Origin of the sequence: Streptomyces sp. NPDC053513 (genome assembly GCF_044544765.1) — a bacterium.
Taxonomy (GTDB): Bacteria; Actinomycetota; Actinomycetes; order Streptomycetales; family Streptomycetaceae; genus Streptomyces; species Streptomyces litmocidini.
In genome coordinates this window covers 64,376-85,604 of sequence record NZ_JBITXP010000001.1, presented here as the reverse complement: position 1 = coordinate 85,604, position 21,229 = coordinate 64,376, and the positions used below count along the sequence as shown (strand labels likewise).

Sequence of the window (21,229 nt, the reverse complement as noted above, 5' to 3'; positions counted from 1 at the left end):
TCACATGGTCATCCTGTCCGCCGGAACGGGTGTCCGGGAGCAGAAGGCGGTGCGCGGGTGAGCTCGGGAGGTCTGGAGCTGCCCCCAGGCGACGCGGGTCACGAGGAGGGTCCGACCGACCCCGTGGAGGCGCCGCCGGGCACGGCCGTGCCTCCGGGCGTCGTCCTGCCGCCGGGCGGGGCCGTGCCGCCCGGCACGGTCACCGTCGGGCGGCCGGTGGAGATAGGGGCGGAGCTCGACTGGGGCCCCGAGGCCTGGAGCGAGGTCCGCACCCGCGCCCAGCGCGCCGGCCGTGCCTACATCTGGCTGAACCTGGTCGAACAGCGGCTGCGCGCCGTGGTCGCCGCCGTCCTGCGGCCCGTGTACGAACCGGTGCACGGCGAGGAGTGGGTGGTGGCCGCGGCCGGACCCGCCGGCCAGGAATGGGTCCAGCGGGCCGTCGCCGTCCGCGAGGTCTCCCGGCGCAAGGGCTACCTCCTGGACCCGGCCGACGACAACGTGCTGAGCTTCCTCACGCTGCCGCAGCTGCGCGAGCTGATGGTCCAGCACTGGCCCTGCTTCGAGCCCTACTTCGACGACCGGCGCGAGGTCGAGCTCGCCCTCGACGAGCTGGAGGTCACGCGGAACGTGGTCTCCCGCAACCGGGCCCTCTCGCTGACCGTCCTCGCCCAGTCCGAGCGGGCCTCCGCCCGCATCCTGGAGATCCTCGGCGGCGGCGCCGGGGTGCCGTCCGCCGACCGGCTGCCCGTAGACGCGGTCGAGGACCTCGTCGGCGACCGGTACGCGGACGTCGTCTCCGTCCACCCCGACCGGGTCCGGCTGCAGCGACAGCTGCCCGCCGAGGACCTCTTCGGCGGCGCCCGCCGCCTCGACGCCACCGGCATAGGCCTCAACCTGCTCGTGCAGAACTTCTCCGGCCGCCGCATGGTCCGGCTCGCCGAGTCCGGCTGCCGCACCCGGCTGCTCTTCCTCAACCCCGCGAGCAGCGCCGTCAAGCGCCGCGAGCGCGAACTCGGCCTGAAGAAGGGCGAGCTGAGCCGCTCGGTCGAGATGAACATCCTGCACATGCGCCGGGTCCGCTCGAAGCTGCGCGATCCGGGCGCCTTCCAGATCCACGTCTTCGACGAGACCCCGCGCTTCACCGCCTATCTGGTGGACGGCGACGGGCCGGACGGCGTGGGGGTCGTCCAGTCGTACCTGCGCCGGGCCCGGGGCATGGAGGCGCCGGTCCTCGTCCTGCGCGGCGGCGGCCGGAACGTCGTCCGGCACGGACAGTCCACCCGTGACGGAGATCACGGACTTTTCGAGACGTACCGGGAGGAATTCGAGTCGGTCTGGCTCGACTCCCGGCCCGTCTCCTGATCCGGCCGGCCGGTCTTCCGCCCCGTTCCCGGGGGTGGCCGGGGACGTTGTCAGTGGTGCGTGCGAGGGTGGTCAGCACCACGGGGGAGATCACGTAAGGAGGACCCGATGGCTTGGCACGGCTCGACCCTTGTCGGCTTCGACCTGGAGACGACCGGCACCGAACCGCTGGAGGCCCGGATCGTCACGGCCTCGATCGTCGAGGTCGACGGCGGGGGGCAGGTCAGGCGGCGGCGGGACTGGCTCGCCGACCCGGGCGTCCCCATCCCGGAGCAGGCCGCCGCGATCCACGGCATCAGCACCGAGCGCGCCGCGGCCGAGGGCCGGCCGGCCCGCGAGGTCGCCGACGAGATCGCGAAGGCCCTCGCCGCCTACTGGCAGGACGGCGTCCCGGTCGTCGCGTACAACGCCTCCTTCGACCTCACGCTCCTCGCCGCCGAGCTGCGCCGCCACGGACTGCCGTCCCTCGAGGAGCGGCTCGGCGGGGCCGCCATCGGCCCGGTCGTCGATCCGTACACGATCGACCGGGCCGTCGACCGCTACCGACGCGGCAAGCGCACCCTGGAGGCGGTCTGCGGGGAGTACGGCGTGGTGCTCGAAGCCGCCCACCAGGCCGCCGCCGACGCGCTCGCCGCCGTCCGGGTCGCCGTCGCGATAGCCGAGCGGCACCCGCAGGTGGCCGGTCTGGACCCGGCCGAGCTGCACGAGCGCCAGATCGGCTGGTACCGCGTCTGGGCCGAGGGCCTCCAGGCCTTCCTGCGCGGCAAGGGCGACGCGGAGGCGGTCGTCGACTCCGCGTGGCCCCTGCGCACGGCGGTCGCGGCGGCCTGAGGCCCGTCGTCCGGGTCAGCCCAGCGGCAGCGTCAGGTGCGCGGCCCCCTCGTCGGTGGAGACGATCGTGGTGGTGCTGCTGTCGGCGCCGGCGTCGGTGAGGGCGTCGGAGTAGAGCTGGTCCTTGCTGTTGACCACGAGCATGAGGCGGTGGCCCGCGGCCACGTCGTAGCCCGCGGCCTGGAGCCTCCAGGTGGCGATGCGGTCCTGTCCGGGGGTCAGGTCCGTCAGGGTGAGCGGCTCGTGGGTGATGATGCGGGCCGTGTCGTCGGAGGCGACGTCGAAGAGGTAGGCCACCAGCGTCGTCGACTCGGTGGTGCTGCGGACCGTGAGGGTGAGCTCGGGGACGCCCCGGACGCGGCGGCCCGTGCCGTCCGCGCCGGCCTGGAGGGGCGCGCTGGTCCAGACGGCGAGGTGCTGCCGGTCGAACTTGCCCGTGGGGTACGTCTTCGGGTCGCCCCTCCATTCGGCCTGGCCGGTGGTGACGAGGGCGTCGACCGCGGTGGCGTCCGTGATCCGCCCCGCCGTGAACTCCCTCTTCCAGCCGGTCTCCGCCTCCTGGGCGAGGCCGCCGTCACGGCTGTCGGAGCCGACGGAGGTCAGGTACCAGCGCTCGGTGGAGGTGGTGACCTCCGCCCAGGAGCCGTGGGGCTCGCGGACGGCGGGCTCGGTGATGACGGTCTTCCCGGTCTCCGGGTCGGTCCGGGTCCGGTACGTGAACATGATCTGGCTGTTGACCACGGGCCACTCGGGCACGCCGTCGGCGGCACCGAGGACATGGTGGTCGAGCCAGGCGAAGGCCTCCTCGACGGGGAGGTCCGGCCCGCCGGACGGGGCGGTCAGCCCGGCGCCCTCGGGGGCGGCGTGGTCGCCGATCCACAGGTTCAGGTGCTTGGGCACGGTCAGCCGCTCGAAGTGCTCGACGACCTGGTTGACCGGGAACAGCGTCTCGTGCCAGGTGTTGGAGAGGAAGGTGGGGACGCCGCGGGCGTTGGTCCGGTCGACGTACGAGGCCGGCGCGCGCTCCGTGCCCCAGGCGACCACGCCGGGGAGGTTCCTCCCGGCCCTGAAGTCCGCAAGGAGCCGCCGGGTGGCGGGGTCGAACTTCCGCTCCTCGGGGCCGCCGGTGAGGGCGACCAGGGCCTCCACGGCCTTCAGGTGCCGGGTGTCGTTGTCGTAGAGGCTGGTGGCGAGGTTGCCCCAGGTGCTCAGGGCGACGACCGCGTCGACGCGGTCGGCCGGGTCGTGCGCCGCGACGAGCTGGCTGATGCCGGAGCCGTACGACTCGCCGAGGAAGGCGATCGCGCTCGGCGCGAAGTACTGCTGCGCGTAGTCGATGACGGTGGAGCCGTCGGCCCAGTCGTTCGGACCGGCGACGTCGATCGTGCCTCCGGAGGTGAAGAACGCGTCGCGGTAGCCGCCGCCGAGCAGCGGGAACGTCTGGCCGATGCCGCGCGGGGTGTACGCGAGGACGTGGTAGCCGCGCAGTGCCAGCCGGAGGTAGGCGTACGCGAAGATGGTCCAGCCGAGCGGCGTCCAGCCCGCCGGCACGATCACCACCGGACGGGGTTCGTCGCCGTTCAGCTTGATCGTGAACGCCGACAGGCGCACCCCGTCGTGGGCGGTGATCTTCAAGACGTCCGGGACCGCCCTGGCCCGCACCTGCTCCACCAGCTGCCGGAGTTCGGGCGTGAGAAGGGGCTGCTCCGCCGATTCGGTCAGCGTGGCGACCAGCGCCCGGGCCAGGTCGGCGGCGGCCGGGTCGAGTTCGGTGGCGGAGGCGTAGATGCCGTGGTCGGCGATCCGCGTCACCTGGGCCGCGGTGACCGCGCTGAGCTCGTTGTCGTCCTGAGGGGTGCTCACTGAGCCGTCCTCTCGCTGGGGCCGGCCGGCCCGCGGGCGCGCGGGCCGGTCCGTGCCTGATGCCGGGAAGTCCCCGCCTGTTCCCCGGCCTTGCGGCGCGCGGGGGAGCGGGGACGGCGGCATCGTTCCAGCTCAGAAGCCGCGGCGGTGCGGAAAGCGGCCACCGCCCCCGCTCCGCGCGACGGCGCCGGACTCACTCTCCCGGCGGGTTTGGAATCGCCCTCCGCCGGCCCCGTCCATGGAAACGATCACCCTTCGCCGGCGGTCCGACGGAAGCGGTCAGCCGGGATCGGCGACGATCGACCGGAACCGGTCCGTCAGGAGTTCTCCTTGAGGAAGGACAGCAGCAGCTCGTTGACCTTCTCCGGCTGGTCCAGCTGGAGCCAGTGCCCCGCCTCCTCGACCCGCTCGTAGCGCCAGCTCCCCGCCACGTGCTCCTCCGTCCCGGACATCGAACGCTCGGTCAGGAAGCGGTCGCCGGTCGACCACACGCCCATCACCGGCACGGCCTCCGGCAGCGGCACCGCCGGCGCCTCGGGGCCGAACTGGACCTCCGCCGGGATGCCCGCGCGGTAGATGTTCAGCGCGGCCGTCAGCGCGCCCGGCGCCCGCAGCCCCTCGATCACGGCCTCCGCGTCCGGGTGCTCGCCCAGCATGTCCCGCATCCCCGCGAAGTCGTCCCGCGCCAGCCAGTCCTCGGCGAGCCCGGCGAGCTGGAACAGCAGCATGTACCAGGAGCGCTGCTTCTGCTCCCAGCCCGCGGACCGGATCGACGCCAGGTGCCCCACGGACAGGATGCTCAGGCTCCGCACCCGGTCGGGGAAGAACTGCGTCAGGGCCTGGGCGATGCCCGAACCCCAGTCGTGACCCACCAGATGGACCCGGTCCAGGTCGAGCCGGGCGAGGAGCTCGACCAGGTCGCCGACGTGCTTGCCCGGGTGGTACGCCTCCGGACCGCCCTCGGGACGGTCGGAGGCGCCGAAGCCCCGCAGCGTCGGGGCGACGCACCGGAAGCCCGCCGCGGTGAGCGCGGCGACCTGGTGGCGCCAGAGGTGGTGCGAGTCCGGGAAGCCGTGCACCAGCAGGACCGCGGGGCCCTCACCGCTCACCTCGACGTCCAGCGTGACGTCCGACAGTTCCACGCGCATCTTCAACACCCCGTTCGTCACCGGCCGGTTCGACGGGGAACATGATGTCAGAACGGGTACCAGCGCACCTCGGGGTCGCCGTCCCGCAGCGAGGCCACCCGCCGCTCGAACTCGGCGAGCGCCTTCGGGTTCGAGGGCGCGTGCTGGGCCACCCACGCGCAGCTCGCGGTCTCCCGCGCCCCGCGCAGCACGGCGCACCCCTCCCACTCCCGGACGTCCCAGCCGTACGCCTCGGTGAAGGCCTCGTACGCCGCCGGGTCCAGGCCGTACCGGTCCCGGGAGAGGGCGAGGACCACGAGGTCGTGCTCGCGCAGGTCCGAGGAGAAGGTCTCCAGGTCCACCAGGACCGGGCCGTCGGGGCCCACGTGCACGTTCCGGGGGAGGGCGTCCCCGTGGATCGGACCCGGGGTCAGGTGCGGGACGAGCGCGGCCGCCGCCGGGGCGAAGGAGTCGCGCCGCTCCCGCAGGAACGCCGCGTCCGCCGGAGCGATCGCGTCCCCCGCGAGCCGCAGCCACCGCTCGACCCCGCCGAGCAGCTCACGACGGGGGAGCGCGAGACCGGCCGGTTCCGGCAGCGCGTGGACGGCTCGGAGGAGCGGCGCCAGGTCGCGGGGCTCCGTCGGCCGCACCGCGTCCGGCAGCCGGTGCCAGAGCGTCACCGGGTGGCCGTCCACGAGCCGGGGCTTCTCCTCGGCGGCCCGGACGGCCGGAACACCCGCGGTTTCCAGCCAGGAGGCCAGCGCGAGCTCCCGCTCGGCCCGCGCGACCAGCTCCGCGTCCCGGCCGACCTTCGCCACCAGATCGCCCAGGGCGAAGACCGCGTTCTCCCCGAGGGCGAGCAGCCGCGCCCCCGCCACCGGCAGCCCCGCCCCGGCCAGGATCTCCCGTGCCCGCGCCTCGTCCATCGACCTCTCCCTCACCTGTGCGTTCGAGCCAAAGTCTCCCATCCGCGGGGCTCGTCCCGCAGGGCGGCTTGACGGCCCCCCACCCCGTCAGCACCATGACGGGGTTCCCACGGCGGCGTCAGCAGCAGAGGGAGGTCCGATCGTGAGCTCGGTGACCGCGACGAAGCGGCCCGGCGGCGCGCGCGCCGCGGACGCCGCCCCCGGGACACGGCCACGCGGCCCGGACCCCGGCGCCTGGTTCCTGGTCCTCCCCGCGCTCCTGCCGATCCTGGTCCTCAGCGTCGGCCCGCTCCTCTACGGCATCGCGCTCGCCTTCACCGACGCCCAGTCCGGCCGCACCCAGGCCACCCGCTGGATCGGCACCCTCAACTTCCAGGACCTGCTGCACGACACGCTCTTCTGGGAGTCCTTCCGCATCGGCGTGGTCTGGGCCGTCGGGGTCACCGTCCCGCAGTTCCTCCTCGCCCTCGGCCTGGCCCTGCTGCTCGACCAGGACCTCCGCCTCCGCGGGCCGGCCCGGGCCCTCGCCGTCATTCCCTGGGCGATGCCGGAGGTCGTCGTCGGCATCATGTGGCGGCTCGTCTACAACCCCGACGCCGGCATCCTCGACGAGACCCTCCGGAACCTGGGCCTCGGCGAGGGCCACGACTGGCTCTCCGGGCTCGCCACCGCCCTCCCCGCCGTCATCGTCGTCGGCGTCTGGGCCGGGATGCCGCAGACCACCGTCGCCCTGCTCGCCGGCCTCCAGAACACCCCGCGCGAACTCCACGAGGCCGCCGCCCTCGACGGCGCCGGTGCCTGGCGCCGCTTCCGCGCCGTCACCTGGCCCGCGCTGCGGCCGGTCGCCCTCGCCGTCACCGCCCTCAACCTCATCTGGAACTTCAACTCCTTCGCCCTGGTCTACGTCCTGACCAGCGGCGGACCGGGCGGCCGGACCCGGCTCCCCATGCTCTTCGCCTACGAAGAGGCCTTCCGCTACGGGCAGTTCGGCTATGCCTCCGCCATGGGCTGCGTGATGGTCGCCGCCGTCTCGGTGCTCATCGCCCTCTCCCTCGTACGCCGTCTGAAAGGGGACCAGGACCGGTGAGCGCCCTGCGGACGAGCGGGCCCGCGCGAGCGGGCCAGTACCTGGCCCTCCTCGCGTACCTGGTCTTCCTCGCCTTCCCCTTCCTCTGGCTGGTCTCCACCGCCTTCAAGCCCGCACCCGAACTGGCCTCGCTCCACCCCACCTGGATCCCGAAGGACCCCACCCTCGACAACTTCCGGCAGGCCTTCGACGAGCAGCCGCTGCTGAGGGCCGCCGCGAACAGCCTCCTCGCGGCCGTCTCCGCCGCCGTCGTCGCGGTGGGCATCGCCACCCCGCTCGCCTACGTGACGGCCCGTCACCGGGGCCGACTCTCCGGCGCCGCCACCGGCTGGGTGGTGATCAGCCAGGCCTTCCCCTTCGTCCTCGTGATCATCCCGCTCTTCCTCGTCCTCAAGAACCTGCACCTCGTCAACAGCGTCGTCGGCCTCGTCCTGGTCTACGTGGTCTGGTCGCTGCCCTTCGCCCTCTGGATGCTCATGGGGTACGTCAGGGCCGTCCCGGCCGAACTGGAGGAGGCCGCCGCCGTCGACGGCGCCGGCCGGATCCGCACCCTCGTCTCGGTCGTCGCGCCGCTGCTCGCCCCGGGCGTCGTCGCCACCGCCCTCTTCGCCTTCGTCACCGCCTGGAACGAGTTCTTCTTCGCGCTCGTCCTGCTCAAGTCCCCCGGGAAGCAGACCCTCCCGGTCGTCCTCACCCACTTCCTCGGCGCCGAGGGCGTCGCCGACCTCGGCCCGCTGGCGGCCGCCGCCTTCCTCGCGACCCTGCCCTCCCTCGTCGTCTTCGGAGTCCTCCAGAAACGGATCGCGGGCGGGACGCTCGCCGGGGCGGTGAAGTCATGAGACGACGGATCTTCGCCCTCACCGCCGCGCTCGCCCTCCTCCTCACCGGATGCGCCGGCGGCGGCGACGGCCCCGGCGACGGTGTCGTACGGCTCCGGTTCCAGTCCCTCGCCTGGCAGGAGGAGTCCGTCGAGGCCAACCGGCGGCTGGTGGACGAGTGGAACGCCGGCCACCCCGGCATCCAGGTCGAGTACGTCCAGGGCAGCTGGGACTCCGTGCACGACCAGCTCCTCACCTCCTTCGAGGGCGGCGAGGCGCCCGACATCATCCACGACGCCTCCGACGACCTGGCCGACTTCGCCTACGGCGGCCGGCTCGCCGACCTCCGCCCGCTGCTGTCCGAGCGGCTGCGCGCCGACATCCCCGCCGCCGGCTGGGAGACCACCACCTTCGGCGAGGGCGTGTACGGCGTGCCCTTCCTCCAGGAACCCCGCGTCATCATCGCCAACCGGAAGATCCTGGAGTCCTCCGGCGTCCGCGTCCCCACCCCCGGGAAACCCTGGAGCTGGACCGAGTTCCGGCAGATCGCCCAGGACCTCACGCGGACCATGGGCCCCGGCCGCCACGCGGTCGCCTGGCCGCTCAGGGAACCCGTCTCCGTCAGCCTCAACCTCGGCGTCTCGGCCGGCGGCCGGCTCTTCCACCGGGGTCCGGACGGCCGGGTCACCCTCGACTTCACCGAGGCCGACGGCATCGTCCCCGGCACCGTCCACGACCAGGTCGTCACCGACCGGACCGCCCCGCGCACCACGCTCGGCAGCGGCGGCTCCGACACCCTCCCCGGCTTCTTCGCCGGCAAGTACGCCATGGTCCCCCTGGGCTTCGCCTACCGGCAGCAGATCGCGCAGCAGGCACCGAAGGGCTTCGAGTGGACCGTGCTGCCCGCGCCCGCCGGCGCCGAGGGACTCGCCCAGGGCGTCTCCCCGCAGACCCTGTCGATCGCCGAGGACAGCCCGCACAAGAAGGAGGCGGCCGCGTTCCTCGACTTCTTCCTGCGCCCGGCGAACATGGTGCGGCTCGCGCGCGGCGACTGGATGCTGCCGACCGGCACCGCCGCGCTCGCCGACCCCTCCCTGCACACCGCGAAGGACGGCTGGGCGACCGGAGCGGCGGTGGCCCGGTGGCTGCGGCCCGCCCCCGCGCAGTCCGTACGCGGCTACCCCGAGTGGAAGGACAAGGTGGCGACCCCGGCCTTCCAGGAGTACTACAGCGGCGCCATCGACGGCGCGGAGCTGCGCAGGCGACTGGTCGAGGACGGCAACCGGGTCCTCGCCCGCTATCAACGGAAATGATGGATTCGTCATTACGAAACCTTGTTGAAAAAGTCACAGATGGGTGAAGGGTCTTCTCCGCGCCCCCGCCATCGGACAGTGTTCGAACCGGCCACCGTGCCGCCCCCCACGAGGCGCGGTGGCCCCCTAGATTGACCCCCATGACGAACGCGAAGACCTACGCCGCCCTGCTCCGCGGCATCAACGTGAGCGGACGCCGGAAGGTCCCCATGGCGGAGCTCCGGAACCTCCTCGAAGGCCTCGGGCACACGGACGTCCGCACCTACCTCCAGAGCGGCAACGCGGTCTTCACCACCGACTCCGGCGCCGGCGAGGACGGACTCGGGACCGCGCTGGAGGACGCGATCGAGGAACGCTTCGGCTTCCGCGTCGACTGTCTCGTCCGCGACGGCGACTACCTCGCCGCCGTCGCCGACGCCTGCCCCTTCCCGGCCGCCGAACTCCAGGGCAAGCAGCTCCACGCCGTCTACTACTCCGGGCCCGCCGACCCCGAGCGCTTCGCCGCGATCGACCGCCAGGCCTTCCTGCCCGAGGACTTCGCCCTCGGCGACCGCGTGCTCTACCTCTACACCCCCGAGGGCCTCGGGAACTCCAGGCTGGGCGAGGCGGTCTCCCGGCCGTCCGTCGTGAAGGGCCTCGTCGCCACCGCCCGGAACTGGAACACCGTGCTCAAGCTCATCGAGATGACACGGGAGGACTGACCCCGAAGTGGCCCAGTCGGACGGTTGTGCAATGGCCCGTGGCACCGGGCCATCACCTCACTAGATTCGAGGTCATGACGAGCACCGGGACCACGCCCACCGAGACCACCGCCGCCGCCGGCCGCCCCGCCGTCGACTTCTACTTCGACCCCGCCTGCCCCTTCGCCTGGATCACCTCCCGCTGGATCCTGGAGGTCGAACGCCACCGGGACATCGACCTCCGCTTCAAGGTCATGAGCCTGTACCTCCACAACGAGGGCAACACCCTGCCCGACTGGTACCGCGAACTCGTCGACGCCTCCATCGGCCCCGTCCGGGTCGCGGCGGCCGCCGCCGAACAGCACGGCGAGGAGATCCTGCGGCCGCTCTACACCGCGTACGGCACCCGCATCCACGAGAAGAAGCAGAAGGACTTCGACGCCGTCGTCGCCGAATCGCTCACCGAGGTCGGCCTCCCGCCGGAACTCGCCGCCGCCGCCCACGATCCCGCCCACGACGAGGCCGTCCGCCGCAGCCACGAGGCGGGCAAGGACCCCGAGGCGGGCGCGTACGTCGGCACGCCCACCCTCCACGTCGACGGCACCGTCTGGTTCGGCCCGGTCCTGCGGGCGATCCCGCGCGGCGAGCGCGCCGCGGCACTCTTCGACAGCTTCCGGGTCCTCGCGTCCGACCCGGACCTCTTCGAACTCAAGCGCACCCGCACGGGCGGCCTGGACTTCGGCTGACGGGGACACCCTGTCGCGAAAGTTCAAGACCGGGTGCGGGAGCGTTCCGTACGGTCGACGGCATGAACGAGATCCACACCCACCTCACCGTCTGCGCCGCCGAGGCCCGCCGGGTCGCCCGCGGCGTCCGCGACGACCACCTCGCCGCCCCCTCCCTCTGCGACGGCTGGACGGTCCGCGAACTCGCCAACCACCTGGTCCTCTACACCTCGCACGGCCTGGAGCACCGCGCCCTGCGCACCCAGCTCCCCGAGGAGACCGTCCAGCGGGACTTCGCCGGCGAGGACGGCTGGGCCGAGGCGTACGCGGCGCAGCTCGACCGGGCCCTGGCCGCCTGGGAGAGGCCGGAGGCCTGGGAGGGGGACGTCGACATGAGCGGCAGCCCCGTGCCGGCCGCCGAGATCGCCGCCATGCTCGTCGAGGAACTCGCCCTGCACGGCTGGGACCTGGCCCGCTCCACCGGACAGGACTTCACCCTGCCCGAGGCCACGGCGGTGTTCCTGCTCGACGTGGTCGAACGGTACGCGGAGATGTACCGCCGGTACGAGGGCTTCGCCGCGGTCGTCGACGTACCGGACGACGCCCCGGCACTCGACCGCGCCCTCGCCGCCAGCGGGCGGAACCCGAAGGGCTAGGTGTGTGACTGCCGCGGCTTGATCACAGCGGGGTCTGGGTCTTCTGCTCGAGGCGCTCGTAGGGGGTCTGTCCGCCGAGGGCGCCGTGGGGGCGGTGGTAGTCGTCGTAGTCCTCCCGCTCTCTCGGCTTGTCGTCGAAGACGCCGGTGTCGTCGATGGCGGTGAACTGGTAGTACTTCGCCCGGCGCCGCCGCTGGGGCAGGGGTGCGGTGACCGGCGCCGCGGCCGGTGGCTGTTCCGTGAGGCCGCAGCGTGGCGCAGGACCGCCAGACGATGCTGGGCCTGACGGTCCCGCTGCTGGTGCGACGAAGGGGGCATGGCAGATCTCCGTCTGTTCGGAGACCCATGTGTAACCGACGTCCGGCAGTTTTACACCGCTCGCCTCGGGTGTCCCGTCGCGGTCGCGGGCTGCGGTCCGGGCGGGGACTCTCGTAGTGAGGGCTCGTTTTGCCGTAGGGCCGGCCCCGCCGGGGTCGGTCCGGGCAGTCCGGGCCACTGGCCGATCCCGGGTCGGAGGTGGCGGTGATGGCCGGGTTCGAAGCCTCGGCGATCTTCAAGATCAACCCGCAGGGGTTCAACCTGCGGCGGGGCGTCTCGATTCTGCTGGTGATGCTGCTCCCGCTGGTCGTCCTGGGCGCTCTGCGCGAGGAGAAGTACTTCGTCAGCGTGGCGCTGGGGGCGTTGTTCACCGGCTTGTGCGACCCGGGCGGCCGGTACTCCTACCGCGCCCCGCGGCTGGCCGTCATCGCCCTCTCCGGTGCCTTGCTGACCGCGCTGGGCTACTGGCTGGGGGCACAGGCGTGGGGATGGGTGGTGCTGGCCGCGTTCCTGGTCACCGTCCTGGCCGGCTTGGCCGTGACGTACGGCACGCACCGGTTCGTCGCCGCGTTGCTGCTGAACGTCTGGTTCCTCATCGCGCTCGCCCTGCCGGGCGCGTACCGGGCGGACGGGGTGCACACCAGCGCCTGGCCGCAGGCCCTCGCCTGGCTGATCGGGTCGGCCCTGATGATCGGGTACATCGGTCTCATGTGGCTCGCCGGCGGACGCTCCGGGCGGCAGCAGACCGGCGCGGAACTGCTCCCCGGCGACACGACACCGATGCCGCTGAGCCGCAAGGTGATCATGTACGCGATGATCCGCGCCGTCGCCGTGGCGGCCGCGGTGGCGATCGCGTTCGGGCTGGACGTCCCGAACGCCGACTGGATGCCGGTCGCCGCGCTGGTCGCGATGAAGCCGAGCCTGGGCCAGTCGGCGCTGGTGGCGGCGCAGCGCCTGACCGGGACGGTGATCGGTGCCGTTCTGGCGGCGGTGGTCCTGCTGGGAGTCGACAACAAGGTCGCGATGGGAGCGATCATCGTGGTTCTCGGCGGCCTCGCCGGGGCGATCCGTGCCGTGAACTACACCTGGTACATCGCGGCCGTGGCCGGAACCGTGCTGATCGCGGAGGGGCTGCCGCATCCGACGGATCTGGCGGAGGAAGCACGGCGGATCGGCTTCACCTTCGCCGGGGTCGGGATCGCGGTCGTGGTGACGTACCTGGCCGGACTCCTCGCCAAGCGCACATCAGCCGACGATCGACCGCCCCGGGCCGCGGCTCCCGCCGGGCGCGCCGGGCAGCGTTGACCTCGGTGTGCGCCGCGAGGCGGCTGCATGATGAGCGAGCCGCCTCCCGCCCGCGCCTGCGTTCCCCACGGCCGAGGGCGGCACCCGGCACGGGCATGGCGCGGTGCGTGGAGCAGTGGTCGCCCTCATCGCCCGCGGGGAACCCGGGATGGCGTCGCTCCAGGTGAGGCTGCCTGATCGCGGATTTCCTCGGTGCGCTCGGGCAGGAGCAGTACGGAGCCGACGAGGAAGCAGGCCGCGCCGATCAGGGTCGTCGTGTCGGCTCCGGTCGCGTTGTGCACCTGGCCGGTGACCGGGTCGATGTAGCCGGCCACGGCGGAGATGCCGAAGGCCACGGACCCGACGAGGTTGGCCAGGGTGATCCACCAGGCCCACGACGCCGGCCGCCAGGCGGTCCAGCCGTGACAGGTCTCGTACCAGGCGAGGAGACTGGAGACGAGGAAGCACACCGAGCCGATGGCATCGGGGCGCCAGATGTGCTGGTGGGCGGTGGTCGCGGCCAGGTTGCCTCCCATGGCGACGCCGGTGCTGACGTTGAAGTACAGGGTGCCGACCAGCTGGATCGCGGTGGCCCACCAGTCGATCCGTCGTGGCCGGCAGACGAGGAGCCGCCGCGGCGTGGGGTCGAGTGCCGGCGGGGCCGCGTCGACCGCCTCGCGGTAGGAGAGGTACGACGCCGCGGTGAAGAACAGGGATCCGACGAAGTACGTGACCGTGTCCCGGTGCGCCCCGACCGCCTCGGTGTAGCCGGGCACCGAGCCGACGGCGAACAGCAGCGACCCGATGGCGAACAGCACCGCGATCCACCAGCCGCGGGCGGCGGGCGCCCACCAGGTCGACCCGGCGGCGGGCCGCTGATGCTTGCGGTGACGCCGCGGTTCCCACCGGACCACGGCCCCGTCCGCGCGCACGTGGTCGACGAACGCCCCTGTTGGGAGGGCGCTCCGGTCGCTCCGGTGCTCCCTGGGGGCAGGAGGCTCCCGCCTGTTGGACCCGTTCGTCGTCATCGTCCGTGGCCTCCGCTCCGAGTACGGTCCGTATCGGCCCTGCGCTGCCGGCCCCGGCGGACCGCACCCACGATGATCTTGAGGGCGAGGCCGAGAATCACCAGGTCGGCGAGCATCTGGACGGTCACCACGAGCCGCGCGGCCTCGGTCTTGGCGGTGATGTCGCCGAATCCGACGGTCGAGAACACGGTGACGGTGAAGTAGAGGGCGTCGCTGTGGGACAGCGGCTCGCCGAAACTCGTGGGCGAGAGCGCGGCCAGTGCGACGTAGCTCGCGGAGAACAGCAGCAGGAAGAACGGGATGCTGGTGGACATGGCTTCGACGGCCCGAAGGCCCGGGTCCCGGGCGCGCAGGATCGAGTGGACCTGGACGGCGAGGAGGGCGACGAACCCCGCCAGCCCGACGAGCAGCATGGTGAGGGTGGCCGCTACGGACGAGTGGTCCAGGGGCAGCAGGTAGTAGACGGCGACCAGGGCGGTGGCCGAGCCGACCACGCGGGCCACGGTCCAGACGATCCTTCGGATCGAGGGTCTGTGCCGGTTCTGGTTCACACCGTCACTGCCGGGAGTCACGACGACCGCCTCATCTTCGTGAGCGCTGCCCGGAAGGACATGTGGCGGTCCTGCCACATCATGCCCGTGGCCGCGCCGAGGGTGATCACCACTCCGATCGCGATGAAGAACGACATGAGGGCGAAGACCACGCCGATCGGCCCGTACTTCTCGTCGTATCCGGTGACCATGCCGGAGAAGACGAAATGGAAGACGATCAACATGCCGATCCAGAACGAACCGGTGGCCACCGCGCACGGCAGCAGCTTGCGCCAGGCGACGCGCCCCGCAAGCAGGAACCACATCGTGAACCACCAGAACGCGATGAACGCGGGAACAATGATGATCCACCACAGGACCGGCGCCTTCTCGTAGAACCCCGGCCCCGTGGCGGTGCCCAGGGCGGTCCAGCCCACGACCAGGACGAGCCAGACCAGTGCCCGCAGCCGGTCCCGCGCCCCACGCGGACGGAGCTGGAACATCTGCTGGTAGAGCTTCTGGAGCGAACTTGCGACGGCGATTCCGCTCAGGACGAAGAACACCCATGACAGGCCGGTGACCGCCGCCGAGGTGGCCGCGTCGGAGGTGAACAGGTCACTCACGTCGGTGGCGGCCTGCCCGTTCAGCCCCAGCCGGAGCGACAGCCCCGACACCGCCGACCGTCCGGCCAGGGCGGATGCGATGAGCAGGAACGGGACCGCGCACAGCAGGAGCGTGGCGGCGAGCAGCATGGCCTGGTTGAGGAAGTCGAACGCGTCCAGCCGCCGCCACAGGTCCTCGGCCCACGACCCCACGTACTTCGCCCTGCCCCATTCGGTCGCCCGCCTGGTGTGCCGAGCCCCCCGCTCGGCCGCCTCCCGGCCGAGCCGCTTACGGGCCCCCGTCCCGTCCCGCCGTGTCGCGTGTTCGTCCCGGGATCTGCCCGGTGCTTCGTCCCTCGCCCGCATGGCCCGTCCTCCACTGATCAGCACGGTCAGGGGATCTCTCACGCGGCAGCGACACGCGTGCCCGGGCCGCGGTCCTCCATCCACCGTCGCACGGCTGCCAGGCCATGTCAGATCTGGGAACTTCGCGGCCGATCATGCGTGGGGGCGGTTCGGCCGGACGCACCCCGATGCACACAGGCACCGGACAGCTGGACGATCCCTGTCGTCGCACGACAGGGGACAGGCAATGCCGGGGTCGATGACGACGATGCCCTGACACCGCCTTCCGTCATTACCGGACGTGGAACAGAGCCGTTTCTTTTGCAATCCCTTCCTTGAGGCCGGGCAAAGCCTGGTGTCGCCGACCTCGTCGGCCTCGCGGTGTGTCCCTCGACTGCGGCGGGCTCCGAAGCTGTTGAATTCGGGGCATGACCAAGCGCGATGACGCGGCTCTGTTCGGCAACCGATTCCTGACGGTTCCCGCTCCGTCCGAGACCTTCCCCGAGGAGGGCATGGCCGCGACGGACGCAATGAGGCTCGTGGATGTGGATCTCGCCATGGAGGGCGACCCGCAGCGCAACCTCGCCACGTTCGTCACCACGTGGATGGAGCCGGAGGCCCAACGGCTGATCGCCGAGAACCTTCACCGCAATTTCATCGACCATGCGGAGTATCCCATTTCCGCCGAGATCGAGCAGCGCTGCGTACGCATGCTCGCCGACCTCTTCCACGCGCCCGGCCGGACGACCGGATGCCGGACCCAGGGCTCATCCGAGGCGATCATGCTCGGCGCGCTGTCCCTGAAGTGGAAGTGGCGCGAGCGCCGCCAGGCAGCCGGCCTCTCGATCGACCGACCCAACCTGGTTTTCGGCGGTGACGTCCACGTCGTGTGGGAGAAGTTCTGCCGCTACTTCGACGTCGAGCCCAGGATCGTCCCGCTCGCAGAGGACAAGTACACGATCGGCCCGGAGGACGTGGAGCCCCACCTCGACGAGAACACGATCGGCGTCGTCGCCGTCCTCGGCACCACGTTCACCGGCCACAAGGACGATGTCGTCGGGATCGACAAGCTCCTGCGGGACGTCCGCGAAAAGCGGGACCTCGACATTCCGATCCATGTCGACGGCGCCAGCGGCGCATTCGTGTGGCCTTTCCTCTACCCGGACTCGAAATGGGACTTCCGGCTGGAACAGGTCCGTTCGATCAACGTCTCCGGACACAAATACGGACTGGTCTACCCCGGAATCGGATGGCTTGTCTTCCGCGAAGAGGCCGACCTCGCCAAGGACCTCGTCTTCTACGAGAACTACCTGGGCAAGACCGACGCGACGTTCACGCTGAACTTCTCCACCGGTGCCTCCATGGTGCTCGCGCAGTACTACAACTTCGTGCGGCTCGGTCGCCAGGGCTACACCTACGTCATGAAGGCGATGCAGGAGAACGCCCGCGCACTGGCGGACAACCTGCGCAGCAGTGGCCGCTTCGAAGTGATCGGGAGCGACCTCGAGCAGCTGCCGCTGGTCGCTTTCCGCCTCGCCGGCGAGCACGCCTACGACGAGTCCGACATCGCCTGGCAGCTCTCGGCCGAGAGGGGCTGGATGGTGCCGGCCTACACCCTCCCGCCCAACGCGGAACGGGTGAAGATCCTGCGTGCCCTGGCCAAGGAGACCCTGAGCCGCGAACAGATCGACCGCCTGACCCAGGACATCGCCGACGCATGCCGCACGCTGGACGACAAGGGAGCGACCCACAGCATCGAGCGCACCCAGGTCAAACGCGGCACCGGCTACTGACGCACGGTGACGAATCGGTTTTCGTCAGTTCTCCGGCAGCCCCGCACAACCCCTGCCGGATGCGCGGCACCGTCGTCCGGTGCAAGAGCGGCTCGTCGGCCTGTACCGGTCGAATATGGACACGAGCGCCGAACGGAGTTCGTGTCCACCTACGAGCGCCTCGAGCAGAAGACCCAGACCCCGCTGTGATCAAGCCGCGGCAGTCACACGCCTAAGCGGTCCTGGCGACCGGCCGGTGGGCCGCGCGCGCCCCGTCGTACCGCTCCAGGAGCAGGCTCGCCAGTTCGGGAGAGGCGCCCAGGACGTCCGCCAGGACGTCGGCCTCGGCCTCGGTCGCGCCCGCCGCGATGCGGTCCGGGAGGCGGCCCGGGGCGATCACGTACGGGGACACCGCCACCCGGCGGACGGCCGGGTCCGTGCGCAGGGCGCGGACGGCGTCCTCCGTGCGGGGAAGAGATGCGGAGGCGAACGCGGGCCGCACGGAGCACCAACCGGTGCGCCGCAGCTCCCGCGCCGTTTCTGCGATCACCGCGATCGCCTCCGGGTCCGTGGAGCCCGCCGAGGCCAGGACGACCCCGGTCGTGGGCTTGTCGGCGGGCGTGAGGCCCGCCTCGTACAACCGCCGCTCCACCGCCGCGAGCAGCAGCGGCGACGGGCCGAGGACCTCCGCCTGGCGGATGCTCAGGGACGGGGGCGCCTGGCGGAGCACGGCGGGGATGTCGGCCTTCGCGTGGAAGGCCCGGGTGAGGAGCAGTGGCAGGGCCACCACGTCCCGCACCCCGTCGGCGGCCAGGCGGTCCAGGGCCCCCGGCACCGACGGCAGGTTGAAGTCCAGGAACGCCGTCTCCACGCGCAGCCCCGGCCGCAGCGCACCGGCCCGGCGCACCAGCTCCTGGACGGTCGCCGCGTGCCGCGGGTCGCGGCTGCCGTGGGCGACGACGAACAGGACAGGCGCGGAGCGCTTCCTCGCAAGGGCGGTGGTGGGCGACGGGAGGGCGGGGCGGTTCATGGTCAGGCCTTCGTGAGCAGGCCGCGGCGGCGCAGGACCGCTCGCTCCAGCGGGCTGAAGACGAGCAGGTCGATGGCGATGCCGACGATCAGGATCAGGATGATCGCCAGGAAGATCCCGGCCATGTCGATGTTGTTGCGGCCGTTCTCCAGGAGCTGGCCGAGGCCGAGGCCCAGGTCCGGCGAGGAGGCGATGATCTCCGCGGCCATCAGCGAACGCCAGGAGAACGCCCAGCCCTGCTTGAGGCCGGCCAGGTAGCCGGGGAGCGCCGCCGGCATCACGATGTACCAGGCGCCCTTGATGCCCCGCGCGCCGAGCGTCTGGCCCGCCCGCAGGAAGAGCGGCGGGACCTGGTCGACGCCGGCGACGAGGCCGTTGGCGATCGATGGGACCGCGCCGAGCAGGATCACCGCGTACATCATGCTGTCGTTGAGGCCGAGCCACAGGACGGCCGGCGCCACCCAGGCCACCGAGGGCAGCGACTGGAGCCCCGCGAGGATCGGGCCGATCGCCGCGCGCACGAACTTCACGCGGGAGACGAGCAGGCCCAGCGGGGTGCCGATCGCGAGCGCCAGGACGAACCCGTACAGGGCCCGGGACACGCTGGTCCACAGGACGCTGAACAGCGTCCCCTCCCGCCACATCACCGTCAGGCTGTCCCACACGGCGGACGGCGCCGGGAGCTTGTACTCGTCGGTGACCTTGAAGGACACCAGGAGCTGCCACACCACCAGGACGAGCACGACGGCGACGACCGGCGGGAGCACCTTCTTGACCAGCACCTGGCGGACCGGGGTCCGGTCGACGTTCACGGTGTCGAGGGCGTCCAGACCGGCTTCGAGACCGGCGAGGTCGTCCGTGTGCGGACTGATGTCAGTGCTGGCCATGGCGGCGGATCTCCCCACGGAGGTGTTCGGTGATCTCGAGGGACAGCTCCGCGACGGCGGAGTCCTCGATGCGGCGCGGCTGAGGGATGTCGATGGCCCACTCGTGCGCGATCCGGCCGGGCCGGGACGAGAGGAGGACGACGCGCTCGGCCAGCCGCACGGCCTCGCGCACGTTGTGGGTGACGAAGAGCACCGACAGCTTCGTCTCCCGCCAGATGCGGGTCAGTTCGTCGTGCAGCACGTCCCGGGTGATGGCGTCGAGCGCGGCGAACGGCTCGTCCATCAGGAGCAGGTCGCTGTCCTGGGCGAGCGCGCGGGCCAGCGCGACCCGCTGCCGCATGCCGCCGGACAGCTCGTGGACCCGCTTGCCGTACGAGCCGCCGAGCCGGACGAGGGAGAGCAGGCGCTCGGCCTCGTCCCGGCGCTCGGCCTTGGGCACCCCGCGCAGCCGCAGGGCGAGTTCGATGTTCTTGCCCGCGGTGAGCCACGGGAAGAGGGCGTGCTCCTGGAACATCAGGGCCGGCCGGCCGCCGGGGGTCTCGATGGACCCCGCGGACGGCCGGTCGAGCCCGGCGACCAGGTTGAGCAGGGTGGACTTGCCGCAGCCCGAGGCGCCCAGGAGGGTGACGAACTCGCCGGGGGCGACATCGAGCGAGATGTCGTCGAGGACGAGCTGCCCGCCGGCGGGTCCGCCGAAGGACTTGGAGACGTGCTCGATGCGGGCGGCATGGGTCACCGCCGCACGGTCCTCGGCCTTGGCGAGCGTCGTGGTCGTGGCCATGGTCGTCACCTCCTGGGGATCAGCTGCGGACTGTTACTTCGCGCCGAGACCGGCGTCGGAGACCTCGGGCTGACCCGCGGCCTTCAGGACCTTGTTGAGCGGCTTCAGGTCGTAGATGCCGGACAGTTCGGGCTGCTTCAGGAGACCGGCCTTCACCGCGTGGTCGGCCTGGGCCTGCAGGGTGGCCGCCAGCGGGTCGTTGGTGAACTGGATGGACGGCCACGCGGCGTCGATCACCTTGGCGCCCAGGGCCTTGCCCGAGAGGTCCTTCAGCTTGGCGTTGGCCGAGGCCTTCGCCTTGTCCTGGTTGGCGTTGATCCACTCGTTGGTCTTCACCGAGCCGCGCAGGAACGCCTCGACGACGTCCGGGTGCTCCTTGAGGAACTTCTGCGACACGATGATGTTCGTGATGACGAACTTCTTGTCCGGCCACAGGTCGGACTCGTCGAGCAGCACCTTCGCGCCCTCGCTGACCAGCTTCGAAGCGGTCGGCTCGGGCACCCAGGCGCCGTCGATGGCGCCGGAGGCGTAGGCGTTCGGGGTCACCTTGTTGTCCGTGCGGACCACGGAGACGTCGCCCTTGCCGCTCTGGGCGTCGACCTTCCAGCCCTTCTCGGAGATCCAGTTGAGGAAGGCCACGTCCTGGGTGTTGCCGAGCTGCGGGGTGGCGATCTTCTTGCCCTTGAGGTCGTCCAGGGTCTTGATCTTCGCCGGGTTCACCACGAGCTTCACGCCACCGGAGGCGGCACCGCCGATGATGCGGAGGTTGGTGCCCTTGGTCTTGACGTAGCCGTTGATGGACGGCGAGGGGCCGATGAAGCCGATGTCGATCGAGCCGGCGTTCAGCGCCTCGATCTCGGACGGGCCCGCGTTGAAGGTGGTGGGGACCAGCTTGGTGCCACCCAGCTCCTTCTGGAGGATGCCCTCCTGGTCACCGACGAGCGCGGTGGCGTGCGTCAGGTTGGGGAAGTACCCGAGCCGTACGGTGTCGGCGGAGAGCTTCTCGCCCTCGGAGGCCACCTTCTTCGTGGCGTCGTCGTCGTTCTTGGCCTCGGAGCCGTAGCCGCAGGAGGCGAGCGCGCCGATCAGCAGCGGCAGGGCGGCGGCGGCGGCCAGGCCGCGGCGCAGGGTGGTACGGGTGGTGGCAGGCACGGGTGGTTCCCCTCGGTTCAACTTCTCAGCGAAGTCTGCGTCTATGTCGTTCGGGGTGGAGCGGGTGGAGCCGTGTCGCACCGCTCGCGCGGCGCACGGAGGTCAGCACGCA

The 21,229-nt window shown here is 71.7% G+C and carries 20 protein-coding genes; 10 read left to right on the top strand and 10 right to left on the bottom strand.

From position 1 onward, the window contains the following. Positions 1-57 precede the first annotated feature (57 nt). Complete coding sequence (locus ACIGW4_RS00375; RefSeq protein WP_123456008.1) at positions 58-1,362, top strand: SAV2148 family HEPN domain-containing protein; 1,305 nt, start codon at positions 58-60, stop codon at positions 1,360-1,362. Between the two features lie 108 nt (positions 1,363-1,470). Next, complete coding sequence (locus ACIGW4_RS00370) at positions 1,471-2,193, top strand: 3'-5' exonuclease (RefSeq protein WP_123456009.1); 723 nt, start codon at positions 1,471-1,473, stop codon at positions 2,191-2,193. Between the two features lie 15 nt (positions 2,194-2,208). On the opposite strand, the gene ACIGW4_RS00365 is transcribed toward ACIGW4_RS00370, so the two are convergent. From ACIGW4_RS00365 to ACIGW4_RS00355, 3 genes are all read right to left on the bottom strand, one after another. After that, positions 2,209-4,056, bottom strand: coding sequence for an alpha/beta fold hydrolase (locus tag ACIGW4_RS00365; RefSeq protein WP_398710463.1), 1,848 nt, complete (start codon positions 4,054-4,056; stop codon positions 2,209-2,211). A gap of 317 nt (positions 4,057-4,373) precedes the next feature. Then, complete coding sequence (locus tag ACIGW4_RS00360) at positions 4,374-5,204, bottom strand: alpha/beta fold hydrolase (protein ID WP_399577453.1); 831 nt, start codon at positions 5,202-5,204, stop codon at positions 4,374-4,376. A 47-nt stretch (positions 5,205-5,251) separates the two neighbouring features. Further along, entirely contained in the window at positions 5,252-6,109 is an 858-nt protein-coding gene (locus ACIGW4_RS00355; protein WP_399577451.1) for a phosphotransferase enzyme family protein, read from the bottom strand. A gap of 142 nt (positions 6,110-6,251) precedes the next feature. On the opposite strand from ACIGW4_RS00355, the gene ACIGW4_RS00350 reads away from it, so the two are divergent. The 7 genes from ACIGW4_RS00350 (at position 6,252) to ACIGW4_RS00320 (ending at position 13,011) form a co-directional block, all read left to right on the top strand. Next, positions 6,252-7,196 (top strand): carbohydrate ABC transporter permease, encoded by a 945-nt coding sequence (locus tag ACIGW4_RS00350; RefSeq protein WP_398710459.1) that lies wholly within the window; start codon positions 6,252-6,254, stop codon positions 7,194-7,196. Next, on the top strand, positions 7,193-8,035 hold the full coding sequence (locus tag ACIGW4_RS00345; protein ID WP_123456014.1) for a carbohydrate ABC transporter permease: 843 nt from the start codon (positions 7,193-7,195) through the stop codon (positions 8,033-8,035). The genes ACIGW4_RS00350 and ACIGW4_RS00345 overlap by 4 nt, the downstream gene beginning before the upstream one ends. Further along, entirely contained in the window at positions 8,032-9,327 is a 1,296-nt protein-coding gene (locus ACIGW4_RS00340) for an ABC transporter substrate-binding protein (protein WP_399577449.1), read from the top strand. The genes ACIGW4_RS00345 and ACIGW4_RS00340 overlap by 4 nt, the downstream gene beginning before the upstream one ends. Positions 9,328-9,467: 140 nt before the next feature. After that, a complete protein-coding gene (locus ACIGW4_RS00335) occupies positions 9,468-10,028 on the top strand; it encodes a DUF1697 domain-containing protein (protein WP_359590496.1) in 561 nt (186 codons plus the stop codon). Positions 10,029-10,102: 74 nt separating this feature from the next. Beyond that, positions 10,103-10,753, top strand: a complete 651-nt coding sequence (locus ACIGW4_RS00330; RefSeq protein ID WP_398710454.1) for a DsbA family protein — start codon at positions 10,103-10,105, stop codon at positions 10,751-10,753. Between the two features lie 62 nt (positions 10,754-10,815). After that, complete coding sequence (locus tag ACIGW4_RS00325) at positions 10,816-11,388, top strand: TIGR03086 family metal-binding protein (RefSeq protein WP_399577446.1); 573 nt, start codon at positions 10,816-10,818, stop codon at positions 11,386-11,388. A gap of 525 nt (positions 11,389-11,913) precedes the next feature. Next, on the top strand, positions 11,914-13,011 hold the full coding sequence (locus tag ACIGW4_RS00320; RefSeq protein WP_399577443.1) for an FUSC family protein: 1,098 nt from the start codon (positions 11,914-11,916) through the stop codon (positions 13,009-13,011). Positions 13,012-13,136: 125 nt separating this feature from the next. On the opposite strand, the gene ACIGW4_RS00315 is transcribed toward ACIGW4_RS00320, so the two are convergent. The 3 genes from ACIGW4_RS00315 to ACIGW4_RS00305 all read right to left on the bottom strand — a co-directional run bounded on the left by ACIGW4_RS00315 (position 13,137) and on the right by ACIGW4_RS00305 (position 15,363). Beyond that, on the bottom strand, positions 13,137-13,922 hold the full coding sequence (locus tag ACIGW4_RS00315; RefSeq protein ID WP_399577441.1) for a hypothetical protein: 786 nt from the start codon (positions 13,920-13,922) through the stop codon (positions 13,137-13,139). Between the two features lie 92 nt (positions 13,923-14,014). Then, positions 14,015-14,521: a potassium channel family protein gene (locus tag ACIGW4_RS00310; RefSeq protein WP_398710447.1), complete on the bottom strand. Its 507-nt coding sequence runs from the start codon at positions 14,519-14,521 to the stop codon at positions 14,015-14,017. A gap of 65 nt (positions 14,522-14,586) precedes the next feature. Next, entirely contained in the window at positions 14,587-15,363 is a 777-nt protein-coding gene (locus tag ACIGW4_RS00305) for a YhjD/YihY/BrkB family envelope integrity protein (protein ID WP_398710445.1), read from the bottom strand. A 560-nt stretch (positions 15,364-15,923) separates the two neighbouring features. Here ACIGW4_RS00305 and ACIGW4_RS00300 point away from each other — a divergent pair. Then, positions 15,924-17,288: a glutamate decarboxylase gene (locus ACIGW4_RS00300; RefSeq protein ID WP_398710443.1), complete on the top strand. Its 1,365-nt coding sequence runs from the start codon at positions 15,924-15,926 to the stop codon at positions 17,286-17,288. Positions 17,289-17,499: 211 nt separating this feature from the next. Here the strand turns inward: ACIGW4_RS00300 and ACIGW4_RS00295 are convergent, their stop codons facing one another. From ACIGW4_RS00295 to ACIGW4_RS00280, 4 genes are read right to left on the bottom strand one after another with little or no spacing between them, the layout of a single operon-like run. Further along, a complete protein-coding gene (locus ACIGW4_RS00295) occupies positions 17,500-18,297 on the bottom strand; it encodes a sirohydrochlorin chelatase (protein ID WP_399577437.1) in 798 nt (265 codons plus the stop codon). Positions 18,298-18,299: 2 nt separating this feature from the next. Continuing rightward, on the bottom strand, positions 18,300-19,184 hold the full coding sequence (locus tag ACIGW4_RS00290) for an ABC transporter permease (RefSeq protein WP_399577435.1): 885 nt from the start codon (positions 19,182-19,184) through the stop codon (positions 18,300-18,302). Next, entirely contained in the window at positions 19,171-19,965 is a 795-nt protein-coding gene (locus tag ACIGW4_RS00285) for an ABC transporter ATP-binding protein (protein WP_123456023.1), read from the bottom strand. The genes ACIGW4_RS00290 and ACIGW4_RS00285 overlap by 14 nt, the downstream gene beginning before the upstream one ends. Positions 19,966-19,998: 33 nt before the next feature. Beyond that, a complete protein-coding gene (locus tag ACIGW4_RS00280; protein ID WP_359590490.1) occupies positions 19,999-21,117 on the bottom strand; it encodes an aliphatic sulfonate ABC transporter substrate-binding protein in 1,119 nt (372 codons plus the stop codon). Between the last annotated feature and the right edge of the window lie 112 nt (positions 21,118-21,229).